Annotated in this window: 14 protein-coding genes and 1 pseudogene; 6 read left to right on the forward strand and 9 right to left on the reverse strand. The window is 75.3% G+C overall.

What is annotated here, in order from left to right:
* Positions 1-411: 411 nt before the first annotated feature.
* Positions 412-1,233: an AfsR/SARP family transcriptional regulator gene (locus B124_RS35405; protein WP_496506623.1), complete on the reverse strand. Its 822-nt coding sequence runs from the start codon at positions 1,231-1,233 to the stop codon at positions 412-414.
* Positions 1,234-1,688: 455 nt separating this feature from the next.
* Here B124_RS35405 and B124_RS35410 point away from each other — a divergent pair, with 455 nt between their 5' ends.
* Both B124_RS35410 and B124_RS35415 read left to right on the forward strand, forming a co-directional pair.
* Entirely contained in the window at positions 1,689-2,123 is a 435-nt protein-coding gene (locus tag B124_RS35410; protein WP_496507139.1) for a hypothetical protein, read from the forward strand.
* Between the two features lie 127 nt (positions 2,124-2,250).
* The gene (locus B124_RS35415; RefSeq protein ID WP_496507140.1) at positions 2,251-3,069 is read left to right on the forward strand and encodes a TrmH family RNA methyltransferase; all 819 of its coding nucleotides are present in this window, start codon (positions 2,251-2,253) and stop codon (positions 3,067-3,069) included.
* A 108-nt stretch (positions 3,070-3,177) separates the two neighbouring features.
* Here B124_RS35415 and B124_RS35420 read toward each other — a convergent pair.
* The 4 genes and pseudogenes from B124_RS35420 to B124_RS35435 form a co-directional block, all read right to left on the reverse strand.
* Positions 3,178-3,737, reverse strand: a pseudogene (locus B124_RS35420) (hypothetical protein).
* A gap of 351 nt (positions 3,738-4,088) precedes the next feature.
* Entirely contained in the window at positions 4,089-4,334 is a 246-nt protein-coding gene (locus B124_RS35425) for a hypothetical protein (RefSeq protein WP_496507141.1), read from the reverse strand.
* A gap of 194 nt (positions 4,335-4,528) precedes the next feature.
* The gene (locus B124_RS35430) at positions 4,529-4,939 is read right to left on the reverse strand and encodes a GatB/YqeY domain-containing protein (RefSeq protein WP_496507142.1); all 411 of its coding nucleotides are present in this window, start codon (positions 4,937-4,939) and stop codon (positions 4,529-4,531) included.
* A gap of 48 nt (positions 4,940-4,987) precedes the next feature.
* Positions 4,988-5,404 carry an SDR family NAD(P)-dependent oxidoreductase gene (locus B124_RS35435; RefSeq protein WP_496507143.1) on the reverse strand — a complete coding sequence of 139 codons (417 nt, stop codon included), beginning with the start codon at positions 5,402-5,404 and terminating at the stop codon, positions 4,988-4,990.
* A gap of 103 nt (positions 5,405-5,507) precedes the next feature.
* On the opposite strand from B124_RS35435, the gene B124_RS35440 reads away from it, so the two are divergent.
* Entirely contained in the window at positions 5,508-6,335 is an 828-nt protein-coding gene (locus tag B124_RS35440; protein ID WP_496507144.1) for a helix-turn-helix domain-containing protein, read from the forward strand.
* A 16-nt stretch (positions 6,336-6,351) separates the two neighbouring features.
* Here the strand turns inward: B124_RS35440 and B124_RS35445 are convergent, their stop codons facing one another.
* Entirely contained in the window at positions 6,352-7,350 is a 999-nt protein-coding gene (locus tag B124_RS35445; RefSeq protein WP_496507145.1) for a GNAT family N-acetyltransferase, read from the reverse strand.
* 217 nt (positions 7,351-7,567) lie between these two features.
* Here B124_RS35445 and B124_RS35450 point away from each other — a divergent pair, with 217 nt between their 5' ends.
* Together B124_RS35450 and B124_RS35455 are read left to right on the forward strand one after the other, a co-directional pair.
* Positions 7,568-8,320 (forward strand): SDR family NAD(P)-dependent oxidoreductase, encoded by a 753-nt coding sequence (locus B124_RS35450; protein ID WP_496507146.1) that lies wholly within the window; start codon positions 7,568-7,570, stop codon positions 8,318-8,320.
* Between the two features lie 87 nt (positions 8,321-8,407).
* Positions 8,408-9,373: a LysR family transcriptional regulator gene (locus B124_RS35455; RefSeq protein WP_496507150.1), complete on the forward strand. Its 966-nt coding sequence runs from the start codon at positions 8,408-8,410 to the stop codon at positions 9,371-9,373.
* 15 nt (positions 9,374-9,388) lie between these two features.
* Here B124_RS35455 and B124_RS35460 read toward each other — a convergent pair whose 3' ends face one another.
* Entirely contained in the window at positions 9,389-10,276 is an 888-nt protein-coding gene (locus tag B124_RS35460) for a prenyltransferase/squalene oxidase repeat-containing protein (RefSeq protein WP_496507147.1), read from the reverse strand.
* A 205-nt stretch (positions 10,277-10,481) separates the two neighbouring features.
* Positions 10,482-13,385, reverse strand: coding sequence for a hypothetical protein (locus B124_RS35465; RefSeq protein WP_496507148.1), 2,904 nt, complete (start codon positions 13,383-13,385; stop codon positions 10,482-10,484).
* Between the two features lie 132 nt (positions 13,386-13,517).
* On the opposite strand from B124_RS35465, the gene B124_RS35470 reads away from it, so the two are divergent.
* A complete protein-coding gene (locus tag B124_RS35470; protein ID WP_496507149.1) occupies positions 13,518-15,824 on the forward strand; it encodes a histidine kinase in 2,307 nt (768 codons plus the stop codon).
* Positions 15,825-15,835: 11 nt separating this feature from the next.
* Here the strand turns inward: B124_RS35470 and B124_RS35475 are convergent.
* The coding region (locus B124_RS35475; RefSeq protein WP_496504989.1) for a hypothetical protein at positions 15,836-16,090 on the reverse strand (255 nt) is incomplete at its 5' end.

A 16,090-nucleotide genomic window follows, 5' to 3' on the forward strand; every position in this document is an offset into this window, starting at 1 on the left:
CACTCACCGAACCATCGAAGGAATCACGACAGAACGAGGGCACCCACGCCCTCATCTCCGCCCCCGATCCACAGCTCTTGACAATTACTCACAAACAACCCCAACAGACACACCAAACCCAACAACAACCCCAACAACAACCCCGGCAGCAACCCCGGCAGCAACCCCGGCAGCAACCCCGGCAGCAATCCGGGCGAGGGTGCCGTGCCTGCACAGGCACGCGAACACAACAAGTCCACACCCGCGCAGCGCGAACCCGCAGCAGCGGACAGCACTCAGCAGACAGCAGTCAGCGACCAGCACTCAGCAGACAGCACTCAGCAGACAGCGACCAGCACTCAGCACTCAGCACTCAGCCGCCAGCAGCCAGCAGCCGGCGCCCCGGGCCTGCACCCCGCAGCACCCCGGCCCTCACGCCGCATACCGGTCAAACGTCGAACCACGCCGCGGACCCGCCACCACATCAAGCTCCGGATCCACCGCAAGCATCGCCTGATGCAAACGCTGCAACGGCGGCGACGGCTCCACACCCAACTCCTCAATCAACCGCGCCCTAAGCCTCCGGTACACATCCAACGCAGAAGCCTGCCGCCCCGACCGGTACAAACACAACATCGCCTGCGCATGAAAACCCTCATGCTGAGGATGACGCGCAATCAAATCAACAAGCTCAGCAATCAACTCACCATGCCGGCCCAACCGCAAATCCGCATCAATACGCCTCTCCACAGTCACCAACCGCGACTCCTCAAGACGCAACACCTCAATCTCCATCACCGGACCAAGCCGCACATCCACCAACGCCGGCCCCTGCCACAACCCCAAAGCCTCCCGGAACAAACACGCAGCCCGCTCATCCTCCCCCCGCTCAAAAGCCCCCTGCCCCTCCCCCACCAACCGCTCATACACAAACACATCCACCGACTCCGCCGGAACCTGCAACACATACCCCCCATGCCGCGTCGCCAGCACACCCTTCGCCCGCTCCGACCCACCACCCCCCAACGCAGAACCCAGACAACGACGCAACTGCATAATATAAGTCTGCAACGTCGTCATCGCCGACGCCGGCAACTCAGCCCGCCACACCTCCTCCATCAACACCGACACCGGCAAAACCCGCCCCGGATACAACGCCAACAACGAAAACACCTGACGCGGCTTACCCGCAGACGGAACAACCGACCCCCCATTCACCACACCACACAACGGACCCAGAACCCGAATCTCCACAACACCCTCCCAACAACACCCACACACCACCAACCACACACACCCACACCCACCCACCATCCACCACCCCACTTGGCCACCACACACCAACGACTTGGCACCCACTTGGCGACCACACCACCCACACTCAAGCAGCAGTTGAGCAGAAACCCAGCCGAACTACACATAGGACACAGGCCACCTGAGTCTTTGCCCTGGCTGGCGCGGCTGCACCCGGAGCGCGGCCTGGCGCCGGCGTCTGGGGGCGGAGGGGCGCTCTGACGGGTGGGGCGTGGGCATCCGTGCCGGTCCCGTCAGGGCCCGGGGGCGTGTGGTGTCGTCGGCGCCCGTCTCGGCCTTCTCCGAATTCACCCCCTGCGGCTCGCGTTCGCAGGCAGTTCGGCGGCACGTGGGAGGGGTCCCGGGGCGTACGCCCTACGCTCCCGGCGTCGGACCGATGGCGAGGAGCGTGGGAAATGGACCAAGCCCGGTTCCAGCCCGGGGTTCTGCAGGAAAGCAGGCCCCGTTCTGTCACGTGGCTGGTGGTGCTGATCTGGGTTCAGGTTGCAGCCAACGCCTTTGGCAGCTGGTTGGTGCTGTATGTCGCCCAGGAAGACGAGGACCATGGCCGGGAGGTCTCCGGTCTGGTGTACCTCCTTGGTTACGCATCCTTTCTGGCAGCGGCGCTGCTCGCGGTATGCGCCGTGCTGTTGATCGGGCGGCGATTCGGCTGGCCGCGATACACGGTCATCGTGGTCGAGCGGCTGTTGATCGCCTCCTGGTGCATGGCGCTACTTTCCGCGGAAGGCGGCGGGGCCGGAATCCCTCCGGTCATTCCTCTGATCGTCGTGATCCAGCTCTCCAAGAAGGAGCTGGCGTCCTGGTACGACGATTCGCCTTCCCTGCGGTGAGGGGTGAGCGGTGAGGGGGTGAGGGACCGTGGTCGTGGCGCCCCCGCGACCGTCGCGTCCACCGCGCTTTTGCCGCTTCCCACCTGCTCCGATACGCTCATCCGGACCGCGACTGTGGAAGAGCGTCATGACCGACACGATCAGCAGCGCCGCCAACCCGCTCGCGAAGCGGGTGAAGCTGCTTGCGAACCGCAAACACCGGCGGCGCGAGGGTGCGTTCGTCGTCGAAGGGTTGCAGCCGGTGTGGTACGCCGTCGAGGCGGGCTGGGAGATCGACACGCTTCTCGTCGCCCCCGGCCTGCTCACGCATCAGCCTGCGCTGCGCATGGTCGAGGAGCAGGAGCGCTCGGGCGTGGCCGTGGCACGGTTCGGCGCGCAGCTCTTCCAGCGTCTCATCGACCGTGACGGGCCCAGCGGTATCGCCGCGATCCTGCGCAGCCGGACCGGTGGGCTGGAGACCCTGAGCGTTCGGCCGCAGGCGGTGTTCGTCGCCTTGCACTGCATCGCCAATCCGGGCAATCTCGGCACGATCATCCGCACCGTGGACGCCGTGGGCGGGGCCGGTGTGATCCTGATCGGGGACACGGTGGACCCGTATGCGCCGGCGGCCGTCAAGGCCAGCATGGGGTCCCTCTTCGCCGTTGACGTGGTGCACACCCCCGATGCCGCGGAGTTCTTCTCCTGGGCCGCGGAGCACGGTGTCGCCGTGATAGCCACGTCGGGTTCCGCGGATGCGGACCACTGGGGTGCCGCGTACGATCCCCCGCTCGCGTTCCTGCTCGGCAGCGAGCGGGAGGGCCTGCCGGAGGACCTGCTGGCTCAGGCGGACCGGCGCGTGCGCATTCCCATGGTGGGTACGGTCGACTCGCTGAACATCGGGGTGGCCGCCTCGATCATGCTGTACGAGGCCCGGAGGCACCGCGAGCACCGGACCGCCGCCCGCTGAGGAGATCAGCCCGCCAGCGCCGCGTCCCCGCGGTCGCCGAGGGCTGCGGCGAGCGGGGACGCTCGGCTCCCCTCCGGGGCGGCGGGGCCGGCAGCGTGTCTGCCACGGTCAGTTCTCGACGTCCTCCGCCGACGTCGGACCGAGCTGGGTGGCGTCGGCGTACTCCGGCATCTTCATGGGCTGGTCGAAGAGGAAGAACGACTGGTTCATCCCGACCGTGAACTCCATGTACGCGCCGGTCGTCGCGTCGAAGCCGAAGTAGGCGCTGCACGCCGAACCCGAGTCGTACGTGCCGTCCATGCCCGGCTGCGCCACGACCACCTTGCCGTTCGACGAGGAGTCCACCGCCTCGGTCGGCGTGAGCTTCTTGCAGCGGGGCACGGGCAGGCCCTTCATGACGAAGTACCCGTATTCGCCCTTGCCGTTCTGGATGTAGACGTACGACAGCTTGCCCCGCTTGCCCCAGGTCTTCACCCAGTCGTTGATGGCCTCGCGGGTCGGCGAGTAGTCCATCTTCCCGGCCGGCTGGTTCGCCACCAGGGCGTCGTAGTTGCTCTGCTTGGCGTCGTTCTCCTTGCCCGGCTGGAGTCGTCCTCGCAGGCGGCGAGGCCGAGGACCGCGATGAGCGCCAGCACGGACGTCATGGCGATACGGGCGATCGTCTTCATGGTGTGCCGTCCCCTTCCCTGGATGCCGACGTCGTCGGCGCAGGCCGTGGTGCCGGCGGTGTCCGGGCGGAGCGGAAGGCCGTGGTCACGAGGAGCGCTGCGGGGTGCTGGCGGGTCGGTCGCGTACGGACACCGCCGGGCGGCCTGCCGGCTCCGATTCTGCGGCACGGCCCTCGGGAGGGGTCCCGCGTACGGGCGGCTGCGCCGCGCGGCAACGCGGCGGCGCCGCCCGGTGGTGGCGGGGAGCACGGCGGTGGGCTGCGGGCGCTCGTGTCCGCGGCGCTCGCGGCCGGCCACCGGTGCGGTTTCGGCAGGCCGCCGGGGTGCCGCGCCGCTGCGTGGTGCCTCGGTCTACCTCGGTGCGGGGCCGGGCGTGGCGGCGGGCATCGTCGTCACGTGGCGTACGGCGGCGAAGAACCGCGGCTCGTTCCCGGCCAGCCCTGCCGCCGCCAGTGCCCGGTCCGCGTCGGCCAGCGGTCCGGCCAGCACCGCCGCGGCCAGCCCGTGGCCGCCGGGCTCGGCCAGCGCCGCCTGCGCGCTGCGCACCAGCCGGCGGTATGCCTGGGCCGCGGTCACCTCGGCGGGGTCGTCCGCCATCGTCGCCTCCGTTCGTCGGACGTGTCGTACGCCCCCCAGTGTGCCGAGGGGCACTGACATCGCCCGTCCGAACTCCCCTGCCGCCCGGGCCGGTTGACTGCGATGGCCGGTAGGACGTGTATCGGCAGCGCCCACCGGACGTCGTACGCCCGACCGGTCCCGCCGTCGCCCGTACGCCCCGGCAACCAGGCCGCCTAGCGGGGCAGGTACGCCTCGAGCGTGTCGGCTTCGCTGCGCAGCCGGGCCGCGGCGTCGCCGTGGCCGCCCGTCTCGTAGACCTCGGCCTCGGTGCGGCGTTCCGCGATCTGCGCCCGCAGCACGGCGCGTACGTCGTCGGCGGAGAGCACCCGCCGGGCCGCCTCGGCCGCGCCGACGCCGGCGTGGGCCCCGGCGACGTGCTCGCTCCCCTGCTCCGCCGCGGTGTCGGGGGCCTCGACGGCTTCGGCGTTGTCGACGGCGGCGAGTGCGGTGCGCAGCGCGGAGACCGCCTCGCGCCGGCGGGCCTTCATCGCGGCGCGGAGGTCCGCGCGCATGCGGGAGCGCAGCTCCTGTGCGTCCTCGGTCGTCCCCGGGTCTGCGGGCGGTCCCGCCGCTGCCTGTGTCATCCGCCCAACGTACCGTCCGCGCCTCGCAGTAAGGCTTCCCGGCGGGTGTCAGCGCTGGTGGGCCGGGCGTACGACGATCTCGTTGACGTCCACCTCCGGCGGCTGGGCAAGGGCGTAGGAGACGGCGGCGGCGATGGCGCCGGGGGCGATGGCGTGGGCGCGGTAGGTGCGCATGGCCTCGGCGGCGCCGGGGTCGGTGATGGTGCCGGCGACGAAGTCCTCGACGTCCGCGCGGTCGGTCACGTCGAGGCGTACGGGCTCCAGCGTGCCGCCGGCGCGGGCCGTGGCGGCGGCGGTGCGCTCCGCCAGGGCCGTGAGGCGGCGGGTGCGGCGGGCGCCGGCCACCACCCGGTGGCCCTCGGTGGCGAGATGGGCGGCGACGGCCTCGCCGATGCCGCTGCTGGCGCCGGTGACGAGGACGGTCTTGGGGCCGGCGGGGGTCTGTTCCGCGTGCTGTGTGGTCATGGTGACGAGGCTGGACCGCCCGCGGGGTCCGCGGGAGCGGCGGGCTCCTCCTGGGTGCGGCGCACCCAGGCACGGCCGGGGGCGCCGCGCCTAGCATGGCGGCATGGCACGTACGGAGCTGGGCGCCTTCCTCACCGCGCGGCGGGCCGGCGTCGCCCCGGCCGCGGCGAACCTCCCGGCCACCGGGCACCGCCGGGTGCCGGGCCTGCGGCGCGAGGAGGTGGCCCTGCTGGCCGGGGTCAGCGCCGACTACTACGTGCGGCTGGAGCAGGGCCGGGAGCGGTCGCCCTCTGCGCAGGTCCTCGACGCGCTCGCCGCCGCGCTGCGGCTGGACGAGGACAGCCGGCTGCATCTGTTCCGGCTGGCCGGCCTCGGGCCGCGCGCCCGTGCCGCCGCCGTGCCGGACCGGGTGGAGCCGAACCTGCTGGCCCTGCTGGACGCCTGGCCGCACAACCCGGCGGTCGTCCACAACCGCGCGTACGATGTCCTCGCCTCGAACGCCGTCGCCGACGCGCTCTTCCTCGGCTGGACGCACTCGCGCAACCTCATGGAGGTCGTGTTCACCGACCCCGCCGCCCGGTCGTTCTACCGTGACTGGCACGACGTGGCGCGCAACTCCGTGGCCGGGTTCCGGCTGGGTCTCGGTGCCGCGCCGGACGATCCGCGGGTGCGGCAGGTGCTCGCCGGGCTGCTGGCGTCGAGTCCGGCGTTCGCACAGCTGTGGGCGCGGCACGACGCCCGCGGCAAGGCGCTGGAGCACAAGCGGTTCGTGCACCGCGACGTCGGTCCGCTGACGCTGACGATGCAGACGTTCGACGTACGCGCCACCCCGGGGCAGGAGTTGGTCGTCTACCACGCGGAGCCGGGCTCGCCCAGCAGCCGGGCCCTCGCACTCCTCGGCTCGCTCGCCGCGACCGCACCGCCCGGCTGAGGCCGGGAGTGCGCGCTCAGCCGGGCAGGTGCAGCCGGTAGGCGTGGGTGCGGCGGTACGGGCGGAAGCCGAGCTGTTCGTCGAGGGCGAGGACCGCGGTGTCGCGGTCGGCGGCGGCGGTCTCGATCTCGCTGATCTGCGGGTGCTCGGTGTGCAGCCGGCGCAGCATCTCGGCCGTGACCCAGCGGCCGAGGCCGCGGCGGCGGTGCGCCGGTACGACGGTGAGGTGGCACCGCTGTGCGCGCGGGGCGGGGGCCGGCGGGATCAGCACCTCGGTGTAGCCGGCGACGGCCCCGGTGCCGGCATGCAGGGCGGCCACCGTCAGCAGCCGGCCGCCGCGGGGTTCCGGTGCGCCGGCGGGGGTGCCGAGGGCGAGGCCCGGGACGGCCGCGGCGAGGCCGCCGGGGCCGGCGCCGGCCGGGGCGGGTCCGGTACGGGGTCCGGGAGTTCCCGGCGCCGGGGCGGCGGGGACGTACCAGGTGGCGAGGCGGTAGCCCGGGGGGTCGGCGGAGACCAGCTCCGCGAGCCAGGCACGGTGCACCTCCGCCAGCGGCAGCAGCAGGTGGTGGATGACGCGCTCGCGGACGAGGCCGTGGCGCAGGCAGAAGACCTCAGCCGGCGTGCCTGCCGGGGCCGTCGCAAGCAGGGCGGCCCAGCCCTCCGCCCGGGCCGCGGCGGCGACGGTGGCCAGCAGCAGGGTGCCGGTGCCGCGGCGGCGGTCGGCGGGACGGACGTAGAGCTGCAGCTCCGCCGTCCGCGGGGACGGGCCGGGCGAGGTCGACGGCCGTGCCTCCGCGACGGCCAGCACGTCGCCCTCCGCCCCCGTGGCCGCCCACGACGGCGGCGTCATGCCGCCGGCCGGGGCGTCCCCCCGCAGTCCGGCGAGGGCCTCCTCCCGTACCGGCGCCGGAACGCCGGGCAGGTCCGCCGCCCGCGCGGCGGCGACGACCGCGCGCCAGGCTGCCGCGGCCGTCGCCGCATCGCGTACGACGGTGATCTCCACCGGTGAACTCATGGCCCCAGCCTCGCCGCGCCCCGGCCGGGGAACAACGGCCGATCCCGGAACGTGCCATAACCCCTCGGTTATCGATGAGGGCGGGCGATTCATAACCGACGGGTTATCCGCCGTTGCCGGATCAGTCGTTGTTCGCCGGGCGCCCCACGCCGAGGCTGGTCCGTGCAAGCGAAACCGGCAGGAGCACATGCGAGCCACCGAAGGGGGCGCAGGGTCGATGACCGCCACCGCACGTACGGGCAGGGTCTGGTTCGTCACCACGGCAGGACACGGCGCGGGGCGGGCCGTGACCGCGGCGGCGCTGGCGCGCGGGGAACGGGTCGCCGCCGTCGTACCGGACGAGGCCGCCCGGGAGCGGCTGCTGGCGCGGCACGACGAGCACCGGCGCAGGCTGTTCGTACGGGCCCTTCCCGTGGCCGACCACTGGTCGGTGCACGCCGCGGTGCGCGCGGCGGCCGACCGGTTCGGGCGCCTCGACGCGATCGTCAACGACGCCCGCCCGCCGCGCTCCCGTCCCGGCGACGGCACCGCGGCCGATGCCCCGGCCGACGGCGGGGGCGCTGCTGCCGGGGACGCCGCCGCGCCGGTGGGGTGGATTCCCGAGGCGGCGGCGCGGGCGCGGCTGGAGTCCGGGTTCTTCGTCCCGCTGTGGGTCGCCCAGGCCGTGCTGCCGCTGCTGTACGAACAGCGCTCCGGGCATCTGCTGCAGCTCTGCGGCTCGGTCGCCCCGCCGGGGGCGCCCGGTGCCGCGCTGGACCGGGCCGGCACCTGCGCGGTGGTGGCGCTGAGCCGGGCGGTGGCGTGCGAGGCGGCGCGCCACGGCGTCGGCGTCAGCGTCGTCGGCGGGCGGCCGGGCGCCGGTTCGCTGCTGCGGCTCGTCGACGGCGCCGCGGCCCGCCGCGAGGCGGCCACCGCCCCTGCTTCCGCCGCCGCGCCCGCCTCCGCCGCAGGTCACGGGGCGGCGGCCTGAGGGTGACGGCGGCGGGACAGGCGGGATACGCTCCCGGGGCGGTGCCGGTTTCCGGCCACGGCCAGGCGATGCGGGGGTGCGGGAGGGCTGCGGGACATTGAGATCTTCCTCGCGCTCGCCGAGGAGCTGCACTTCGGCCGCACCGCGGAGCGGCTGCACGTCACGCAGGCGCGCGTCAGCCAGTCGGTCGCCAAGCAGGAGCGCCGCATCGGCGCGCCGCTGTTCGAGCGCACCAGCCGCCGGGTGCAGTTGACGGCCATCGGGGCGCAGCTCCACGACGATCTGAGGGCGGGCTACCGGCGGATCCAGGACGGCATCGACGCCGCCACCGCGGCGGCCCGCGGCACGACCGGGGTGCTCACGCTGGGGCTGATGGGCGCCCAGGCGTTCGACCAGGCGTCGGTCCTCGCGCACTTCAAGGCCCGCTACCCCGGTGTCGGACTGCGCTATCGCGAGGTGGTCTTCAGCGACCCTTTCGGGATGCTGCGGGCGGGCGAGGTGGACCTGGAGGTCGCCTGGCTCCCGGTGCGCGAGCCGGACCTGACGGTCGGCCCGGTGCTGGCCCGCGAGCCGCAGGTGCTGATGGTCGCCGAGGGCCACCCCTTCGCCGCCCGCGCCTCCGTGAGCCTTGAGGAACTCGCGGACTGCGTGTTCCCGCAGCCGGCGTGCCCGGTCCCGGCGTACTGGATGGAGTCGCTGCTGCCGGCGCGTACGCCGTCGGGGCGGCCGATCCCGGCCGACGGGCCGAAGGTCGCCACGTTCCAGGAGGCGCAGGCCGTGGTCGCGGCCGGGGAGGCGGTGTGCATGGTGCACGGCGAGGCGGTGCGGCACTTCCCGCGGCAGGGCATCGCGTACGTGCCGATCACGGAGCAGCCGATGGGCGTCTGGGGGCTGATCTGGCGTACGGGGCACGAGACGCCGCTCGTCCGGGCCTTCGTGGAGTCGGCCGTCGACGCACTCGCCGCCGCGGCCGAGGCGGCACCCGGCGCCGGCACCCCGCAGGCACCCGGGCCGGGCCGCGCCGCCGCACCGCGCGCGGCGGTCCGCGGCTGAGCCGGGCGGGGCGGCTCAGAGCAGGGAGTTCCGCTTCAGCACGGCCACCGCGGCGACCGTACGGTATCCGCGCCATTCCAGCGCGGCGGCCGGTGAGAAGGAGCCGAAGTCGACCAGCCAGCCGCCGTCTTCCTGCTGCTCCGCGGCCAGCCTGCGCAGCTCGGCGTCGATGACCTCCGGGGCGTACAGGATGCGCGCGGGGCGGCCGGGGTCCGGGGCCACGTCGAGCGGCCGGATCGCCTCGCCTTCCGCGCCGCCCGCGACGGGCAGCACCCCGTCGCCGGGGATGAGCGGGCGCAGCCGCTCCAGCAGGGCGGTGGCCTGCGGGCGGGTGTCGGAGGCGGCGTCGAGGAAGCGGATGGCGAAGGACAGCTCGATCGCGTGGGGCTTGTCCCCGATGTCCTCGACGGCGTCCAGGCAGTAGCGCGTGGCCCGCTCCAGCCACGGGTGGGCGGCGACGGCGGGGTCGTACGCGGCCAGCCGGAGGGCGGTGCCGGCGGCGAACGCGGTGCTCTGCAGGGCGGAGACCGCCGGGTCGGCCTGCGCCCAGAACGGCGCGCAGCCGGCGGTGTCCGCCACGGGCAGCGCGAAGGGCAGCCCGCCGTCGGGCAGCGTGACCGACAGCAGCCAGTCGCAGAGCCGCGCCGCGTGCGGGGTGGTGGCCGGGGCGGCGTCGATGAACGCCTCGAAGGCGTGCAGCGCGCCGCCGGGCTGGCTCTCCGGTGCCCGCAGGTCCGGCTCCAGGCCCCAGCCGTAGCCGCCGTCGGGGTTGCGGTAGCCGTCGACGGCGGCGAGCACGGCGGCGGGGTCCGTCTCGCCGAGCAGCAGTTCGAAGCGGCGGCGGTCGAGGAGCCGCGCGTGCGTGGCCATGAACGAGGCGGCGGCGGAGAGGTCTGCGGTCATACGTCCACGATGGCAGCGGCGCGGGCGCGGGTCTTGAAGGTTTCGGACGTGTCCGCGGGCCGGGACCGGATCGGGGTACGGCGGCGCGGCACCCGCCGCCGGTGGGTGGACGGCCGCCTTCGGCGATGCCCGCGCCCCCGCGGCGCTCGCCACTCCCCCGGTCAGCGGCCGTCCCCGCCGTGCGGGAGCGCTGGAACGCTCGCGGTCAGCCGCGTCCGCGGACGGTGAACGTCGTCGTCGCCAGCACCGCCGCGTGCGCCTCGTTCCGGGCGCGGATACGTACCGTGTGCCGCCCAGGCCGCAGCGTCAGCGCCGCCGTGAGCCGGCCCGTGGCCGGGTCGAAGCGGTGCGGCACGGGGCGGCCGTCGACCTCGACCCCGGTGCCACCGCGGGCGACGCCCGACGTGCGGTCCGTCACCCGGGCCCGCAGCCTCACCGCGGGGCCCGCGGCAGTCGTGCCGTCCTTCGGCGACAGCCGGTCGACGCGAGGCGCCAGCGGCACCGCGCGGCCCGGCCGGCGTCGGGTCGCGTACTGGATGCGGGAGACGGACGGGGGGACCGCCGCCGCGTCCGCGGCGAGGGTGGCCTCGAAGGCCAGCGGGTAGTCGACGCCGCGCCGCACCTTCGGGCCCGCGGTGACGGTGAACTCCACGGTCTCGCGGCCCATCGTCCCCACCGTCACCTCCGCGGCGCCCGCGGGTGCGACGGCCCAGCCGCCGAAGGCCCGTCCGCGGACCGCGACGGTCTGCGGGGCGGCACCGAAGTTGTAGACGTCGACCGACATGCGGGTGACGCCCGTCAGCCGGTAGCCGTGCGGCAGCGGGGCGTCGCCGTCGGCCTTGCCGGGCGCGGCGTTGGCGGCGGCGAAGCGCTGGCCGAGCACGATGTGCTCCGCCGCCGACGGCCGGCCGCCGCGGGCGCGGCGGACCGCCGGGCGCTGCCCGGGGGCCTCGCTGACCGGGTGGCGGGTCTCGCCGACCAGGTAGTACGGATCGGGCGCCGCCGGGACGCGCACCGTGCCGGCGGCGGAGCGCGCGTGCGTCCCTCGGTGCGCGCCCATGATGTCGTAGCGCTCGATGCGCCCGCCGGCGGTCGCAGGCACCGGCACGTCGGCCGGGCCGGGGCCCGGGGCGTAGACGACGGTCACGGTCCGCGGCCCGTCGCGGAAGACGAAACCGGCCGCCTCCGGGAGGAGTTCGGTGAGGGTACGGACGTAGTCCGCCGCGCCGAGCAGGGCGGTCATGGCGGCGTACGCGCTGTACGCGGGCCACGGCTGGAACTCCCGGCTGAGCAGCGCGAAGGACACGCCGTCGTCGGTGCAGGGCGGGGCGCAGAACCAGAAGTGCCGGTCGGTGCCCTCGGCGAGGCTCTCGACGGTGGACAGCACGAGGTAGCGGGCCTGGACAACCTGCCGGTCGTGGGTGAGGTCGCGACCGGGTTCCGCCGGGAGCATCGCCCCGCACTCGGTCATCCACATCGGCAGCCCGGGTCCGTAGGTGTCGCGCAGTTCGCGCTGCTCTTCGGCGGCGGCGGGGAACTCGGGATCCTCGCCGGGCGGCGGGTAGCCGTGGAAGCTCCACGCGTCGGCGTAGCGGGTGACGTCGTTCTGCAGCATGAGGTCCTGGAAGGGACCCGCGGTGGCGATGCCGGGGAGGACGACGGGCGGGTGGTGCGGGCGGTCGGCGATGCCGAGGGCGGCGGCCTTGACGTAGGCCGCGTGCTGGTCGCCGGTGGCGGCGGTGTCGTCGACGTCGGGCTCGTTGGACAGGTGCAGGGCGTCGGCGACGGTGGCGTTGCCGCTGCCGGCGAGGTGCGCGGCGCAGCGGTAGGCGTCGCGCAGGTCGTCGGGCAGCGGTACGGAGGTCTCGCTCATCGCCCAGGCGGGCGGCGGGGAGACGACCTCCAGTACCCGGAGGCCGTGGCGGTGGAAGGCGCGGACGGTGCGGCCGTAGAGGCCGCTGTCGTACGGGCCGCGGGGTTCGCGCTGCGCGGCCGGCCAGGAGCTTCCGTCGCGTATCCAGGAGGCGCCCATCTCCTTCATGCCGGCGGCGAAGGCGTCGAGCCGGGCGGGCGGCAGGAGGGCGAAGGAGGCGACGTTGACGCCGAAGCGGCCGGCGGGCCCGGTGGCCGGGCGCTGCTCGGGCAGCCGCGCGAAGCGGCCGGTGACCTGGGCGGCGGGGGCGGTGTCCAGTGCCGCCCGGACGCGGTAGTTGCCGGGCGGCAGGTCGCGGGGCAGCGGGGCGGTGGCGGTCGCGGCGCCGGCCGGGATGGTGGCGGTGCCGGTGGCGACGGTGGCGGAGTGGTAGTCGAGGAGGGTGTACGCGACCGTACGTTCCTGCCGCGCCGTGCCGCCGAGGCCGAAGTGCAGTGCGGCGGGTTCGTCGCCGCGCCAGTGGCCGAGGCCGGAGTCCGGGTCGCCGAGGTGGACGGTGCGCAGGGTGAGGGCTGCCAGGGTGAGGGTGAACTCGTCGAGCAGGAAGCGGTATCCGGTGAAGTCCTCCAGGACGACGGGGTCTTCGACGGTGAAGGTGATCAGGTTGCGGCCCCGGCGCAGCTCGATGTCGCCGAGCGTGAGGTGGGCCAGGTCGCCCCAGGCGGGCGGGGATTCGTACCAGTGCGGCTGGGAGCCGGCGAGCGGCCTGCGCGGGGCGTCGCCCACGGTGAGGTGGAGATACGAGCCGGGCTCCGCGGCGTGCGGCTGCTCGACCGGAGCGGTGGTGACGGCGGTCAGCCGGTGCACGCCGGCGGCCGGGACGTCGACGGCGTACGTGGCGTACCAGCCGTGCGGGGGCGGGGGTTCCGCGGTGGCGAGGGCGAGGCAGGCACCGCCGGCGGCCCTGGAGTCCCGGGCGACGGGGATGTTGGTGCGCAGGGGTTTCTCGCCGGGAACGGTGATCACGTCTTCCTCCGGGGCCGTTTCCCGTGCGCGGGCGAGGTCGGCGCCCGTCGCGAGCGCCGAGCCGCCTGCGGCGGCGGCGGTCACGGCGAGGCCGCCCCTGACGAGGGTGCGGCGGGCGAAGCGGGTGGTGTGGGCGGTGCCGGGTGCGGGGGCGTCCCCGGCCTGGTCGTCGGGTGCCGCGGCGGGTTGCGCGTGGGCGTCGTCCGTCATACGGCAAGCAGATCGCGGCGGCGGGGGCGCGCGCGTCGTGCCCGGGTGTGCACCGGGGTCGGACAGCCGGCGGGGGGCGTCTCCGCCTTCGGGAGGAGGGGGGCGCCGGCCGGGCGGCCGTACGCTGACGGGATGGAGCGGACGGAGGGCCGGGCGGGGGGCCGGGGGGCGCGGGCGTGGCCCGGTGCCGCGGATGTCGCGGTGCCGGCGGTGCTGGCGGCGGCGCAGCCGGTGGTGTTCGTCGTCGCAGGGCCGGACTCCGGTGGGCCGGGGGCCGGTTGGGCGGCGGCGGGCGGGCTGCTTGCGGTGGTCGCGGCGGCGGGGGTGCTGGTGCGGCGGCGGCGAGGGCCGACCGGGGTGCTGGCCGCGGTGCTGCTGCTCGACGGCGTCGCGGAGGTGCTGGGCCCGGAGGCGGCGGTGGTGCCCGCGTTGCCGGGAGCGGTGTGGATCGCCCTGTTCTCGCTGGCGGTGCACGGCAGCGTACGGCGGGCGTTGGCGGGCGCGGCGGCGGCCACGGTGGTCGTGGGGGCGCCGGCGGCGGGCGCGGCGTCGGTGTGGGCGCTCCTCGACGAACTGCTGGCCGGGGCGCTGGTGCACCTGCTGATCGTGCTGTGCGGGCGGCTGCGGCGGCACCGCGTGGCGCGGCGGGCGCGGGTCGCGGCGCGGCTGGCCGGGGTGGCGCGGGAGCAGGAGGCCGCCGCCGCGGCGGAACGGGAGCGGCTGACGCGCGAGTTGCACGACGCGGCCGGGCACCATCTGAGCGCGGTCGCGGTACAGAGCGCCGCGGCGCTGCGTCTGGCCGGCAGCCGCCCGGAGCTGGCCGGCGAGGCGCTGGCGGGCGCGGCGGCGACGGGCCGGGCGGCGCTGGCGGCGCTGGCGCGGCTGGTCGACGCGGCGGGGGGCGAGGCGGAGCGCGGCGAGGCGGAGGACGGTCCGCTGCACCTGCGGCTGGCCGCGCTGTGCGGCAGGCTGGCAGAGCTGGGGTTTCCGGTGGCTCTTGCGGTCACCGGGCGGCCGGTCACGCCGCCGGACGGCGTGGGTGCGGCGGCGTACCGGGTGGCGCAGGAGTCGCTGACCAACGCGATCCGCCATGCGGCGGGCTCGCCCGTGACCGTACGACTGCACTACGGGAGGCGGGAGTTGGTGCTCACGGTGGTCAACGGGCGCGCGGCGGCGGACGGCCCGGCGGCGCCCGTCGCCTCCGGGGGCCGGGGGCTCGCGGGTATGCGGCGGCGGGTCGAGTCGGCGGGCGGACGGCTGACGGCGGGCCCGGGTGAGGGGGGTTCGGACGGGTTCGGGGGCGGCGGCCGGCCGGCCTGTGCCGCGGTCCGGGCCCGTACGGCGAGCGACACGCGCGAAGGCACCGGCGGTCTGGCAGCACGGGAGGCATCCGCGGTCCACGCGGAGAGCGATCTGCCCTCGGGTGACGACGGTCGGTCCGCAGGCGCCGCCCGCGCGTGCCGCAGGGAGGGCGAGCTGCCTGCGAGCCGCGGCGGTCGGTCCGTTCCGGACGTCCTCGCGGGCCGCGCCGACGAGAAGTCGGCGCCGGGCGGCGGGGGTTGGGGCGTGCCGGGCTCGGCCGCGGACTGTGCGGGGAGCGATCTGCCTTCGGGGGGCGGTGGTTGGTGTGTGCGGGCCGTCTTGCCTGTCCGGAGCCGTGGGCGGGCCGGGGCGGGTCGGGTTCTGGGGTGGGAGGTGGCGGCGTTTGGCGGGGGCGTCCTGGGGCCGCTCGCGGTGAGTCCCGCCGCCGGTGTCGCGCCGCTGCTGGTGCTGCACGCCGCCCCGCTGCTGTGGCTGCGCCGCGCGCCCGGGCGGGCGCTGGCCGCCATGGTGGCCGTAGCGCTCGGCTGGGCGGCGGCGGCCGCGGTCGGGTTGCCGGTCCCCGCGGCGCCGGCCCCCCTCGCGGTCGCCGCCGCGGCCGAACTCCTCGCCCTGTACGCCGTCGCCGCCCGGCACCCCGCGCACCGCTCCTGGCCCGCGCCCATCGCCGTCGGCGTCTCGGCGGGGACCGTGCTGGGGCTGGCCGTCGCGGCGGATCCCGCGGAGCGGGCCGGCGCGGGCACCGTCGTGCTCATGGCGGCGCTGGGGCTTACCGCCGTGCCGTGGCTGCTGCCCGTGTGGGCGCTGGGGCTGCTGGCCCGGGCCCGTCGCGGCGAGGGCGGCCGGTGGGAGCGGCGGGCGCTGGATGCGGTGGCGGCCCGGGTCGGCGAGGCGGTGGCCGCGGAGCGGCGGCGCGTCGCGGCCGGGCTTCAGGGCGCCGTGGCCGAGCGCACCGTACGCCTGGTGCGCGGCGCCGAGTCGGGGCTGTCGGGCCGCGTGGGGCACGCCGCCGCGCTGGCCGAGGTGACGGGCGAGGCGCGGCGGGCGCTGGCGGCGCTGCGCGAACTGCTCGACCTGATGGACGCCGCCGGCGGCCGGGGGGCGGAGGTGCGGGCATGAGTAGCCCTGTGTCAAGCCGCGTTCGGTTGATCTTGGTTGAGGAGGGTCTGGAGGGCTCTGTGCCGGGTGGGGTCGTAGGCGACGCCGTCTTGCCAGCAGTGCCAGATCACGAACAGCCAGGCGCGGGCGAGGATGCGGACGGCGTGTGGGTGGTCGTGTCCGCGGGTTCGGGCGCGGTTGTAGAGGCTGGCGGCCCAGGGGTTGGCGTGGCGGGAGTCTGCGGCGAAGTCGCAGACGGCGTCGCGGAGCTGTTTGTCGGCGGCCCA

This window comes from Streptomyces sp. CNP082, from assembly GCF_059570535.1.

Bases quoted from the DNA above. Each gene is read 5' to 3' on its own strand.
- B124_RS35440 (WP_496507144.1), top strand. From the start codon at position 5,508: ATGGCACGTACGGAGCTGGGCGCCTTCCTCACCGCGCGGCGGGCCGGC.
- B124_RS35410 (WP_496507139.1), top strand. From the start codon at position 1,689: ATGGACCAAGCCCGGTTCCAGCCCGGGGTTCTGCAGGAAAGCAGGCCC.
- B124_RS35450 (WP_496507146.1), top strand. From the start codon at position 7,568: ATGACCGCCACCGCACGTACGGGCAGGGTCTGGTTCGTCACCACGGCA.
- B124_RS35435 (WP_496507143.1), bottom strand. From the start codon at position 5,404: ATGACCACACAGCACGCGGAACAGACCCCCGCCGGCCCCAAGACCGTC.
- B124_RS35470 (WP_496507149.1), top strand. From the start codon at position 13,518: ATGGAGCGGACGGAGGGCCGGGCGGGGGGCCGGGGGGCGCGGGCGTGG.
- B124_RS35415 (WP_496507140.1), top strand. From the start codon at position 2,251: ATGACCGACACGATCAGCAGCGCCGCCAACCCGCTCGCGAAGCGGGTG.
- B124_RS35445 (WP_496507145.1), bottom strand. From the start codon at position 7,350: ATGAGTTCACCGGTGGAGATCACCGTCGTACGCGATGCGGCGACGGCC.
- B124_RS35425 (WP_496507141.1), bottom strand. From the start codon at position 4,334: ATGGCGGACGACCCCGCCGAGGTGACCGCGGCCCAGGCATACCGCCGG.
- B124_RS35465 (WP_496507148.1), bottom strand. From the start codon at position 13,385: ATGACGGACGACGCCCACGCGCAACCCGCCGCGGCACCCGACGACCAG.
- B124_RS35460 (WP_496507147.1), bottom strand. From the start codon at position 10,276: ATGACCGCAGACCTCTCCGCCGCCGCCTCGTTCATGGCCACGCACGCG.
- B124_RS35430 (WP_496507142.1), bottom strand. From the start codon at position 4,939: ATGACACAGGCAGCGGCGGGACCGCCCGCAGACCCGGGGACGACCGAG.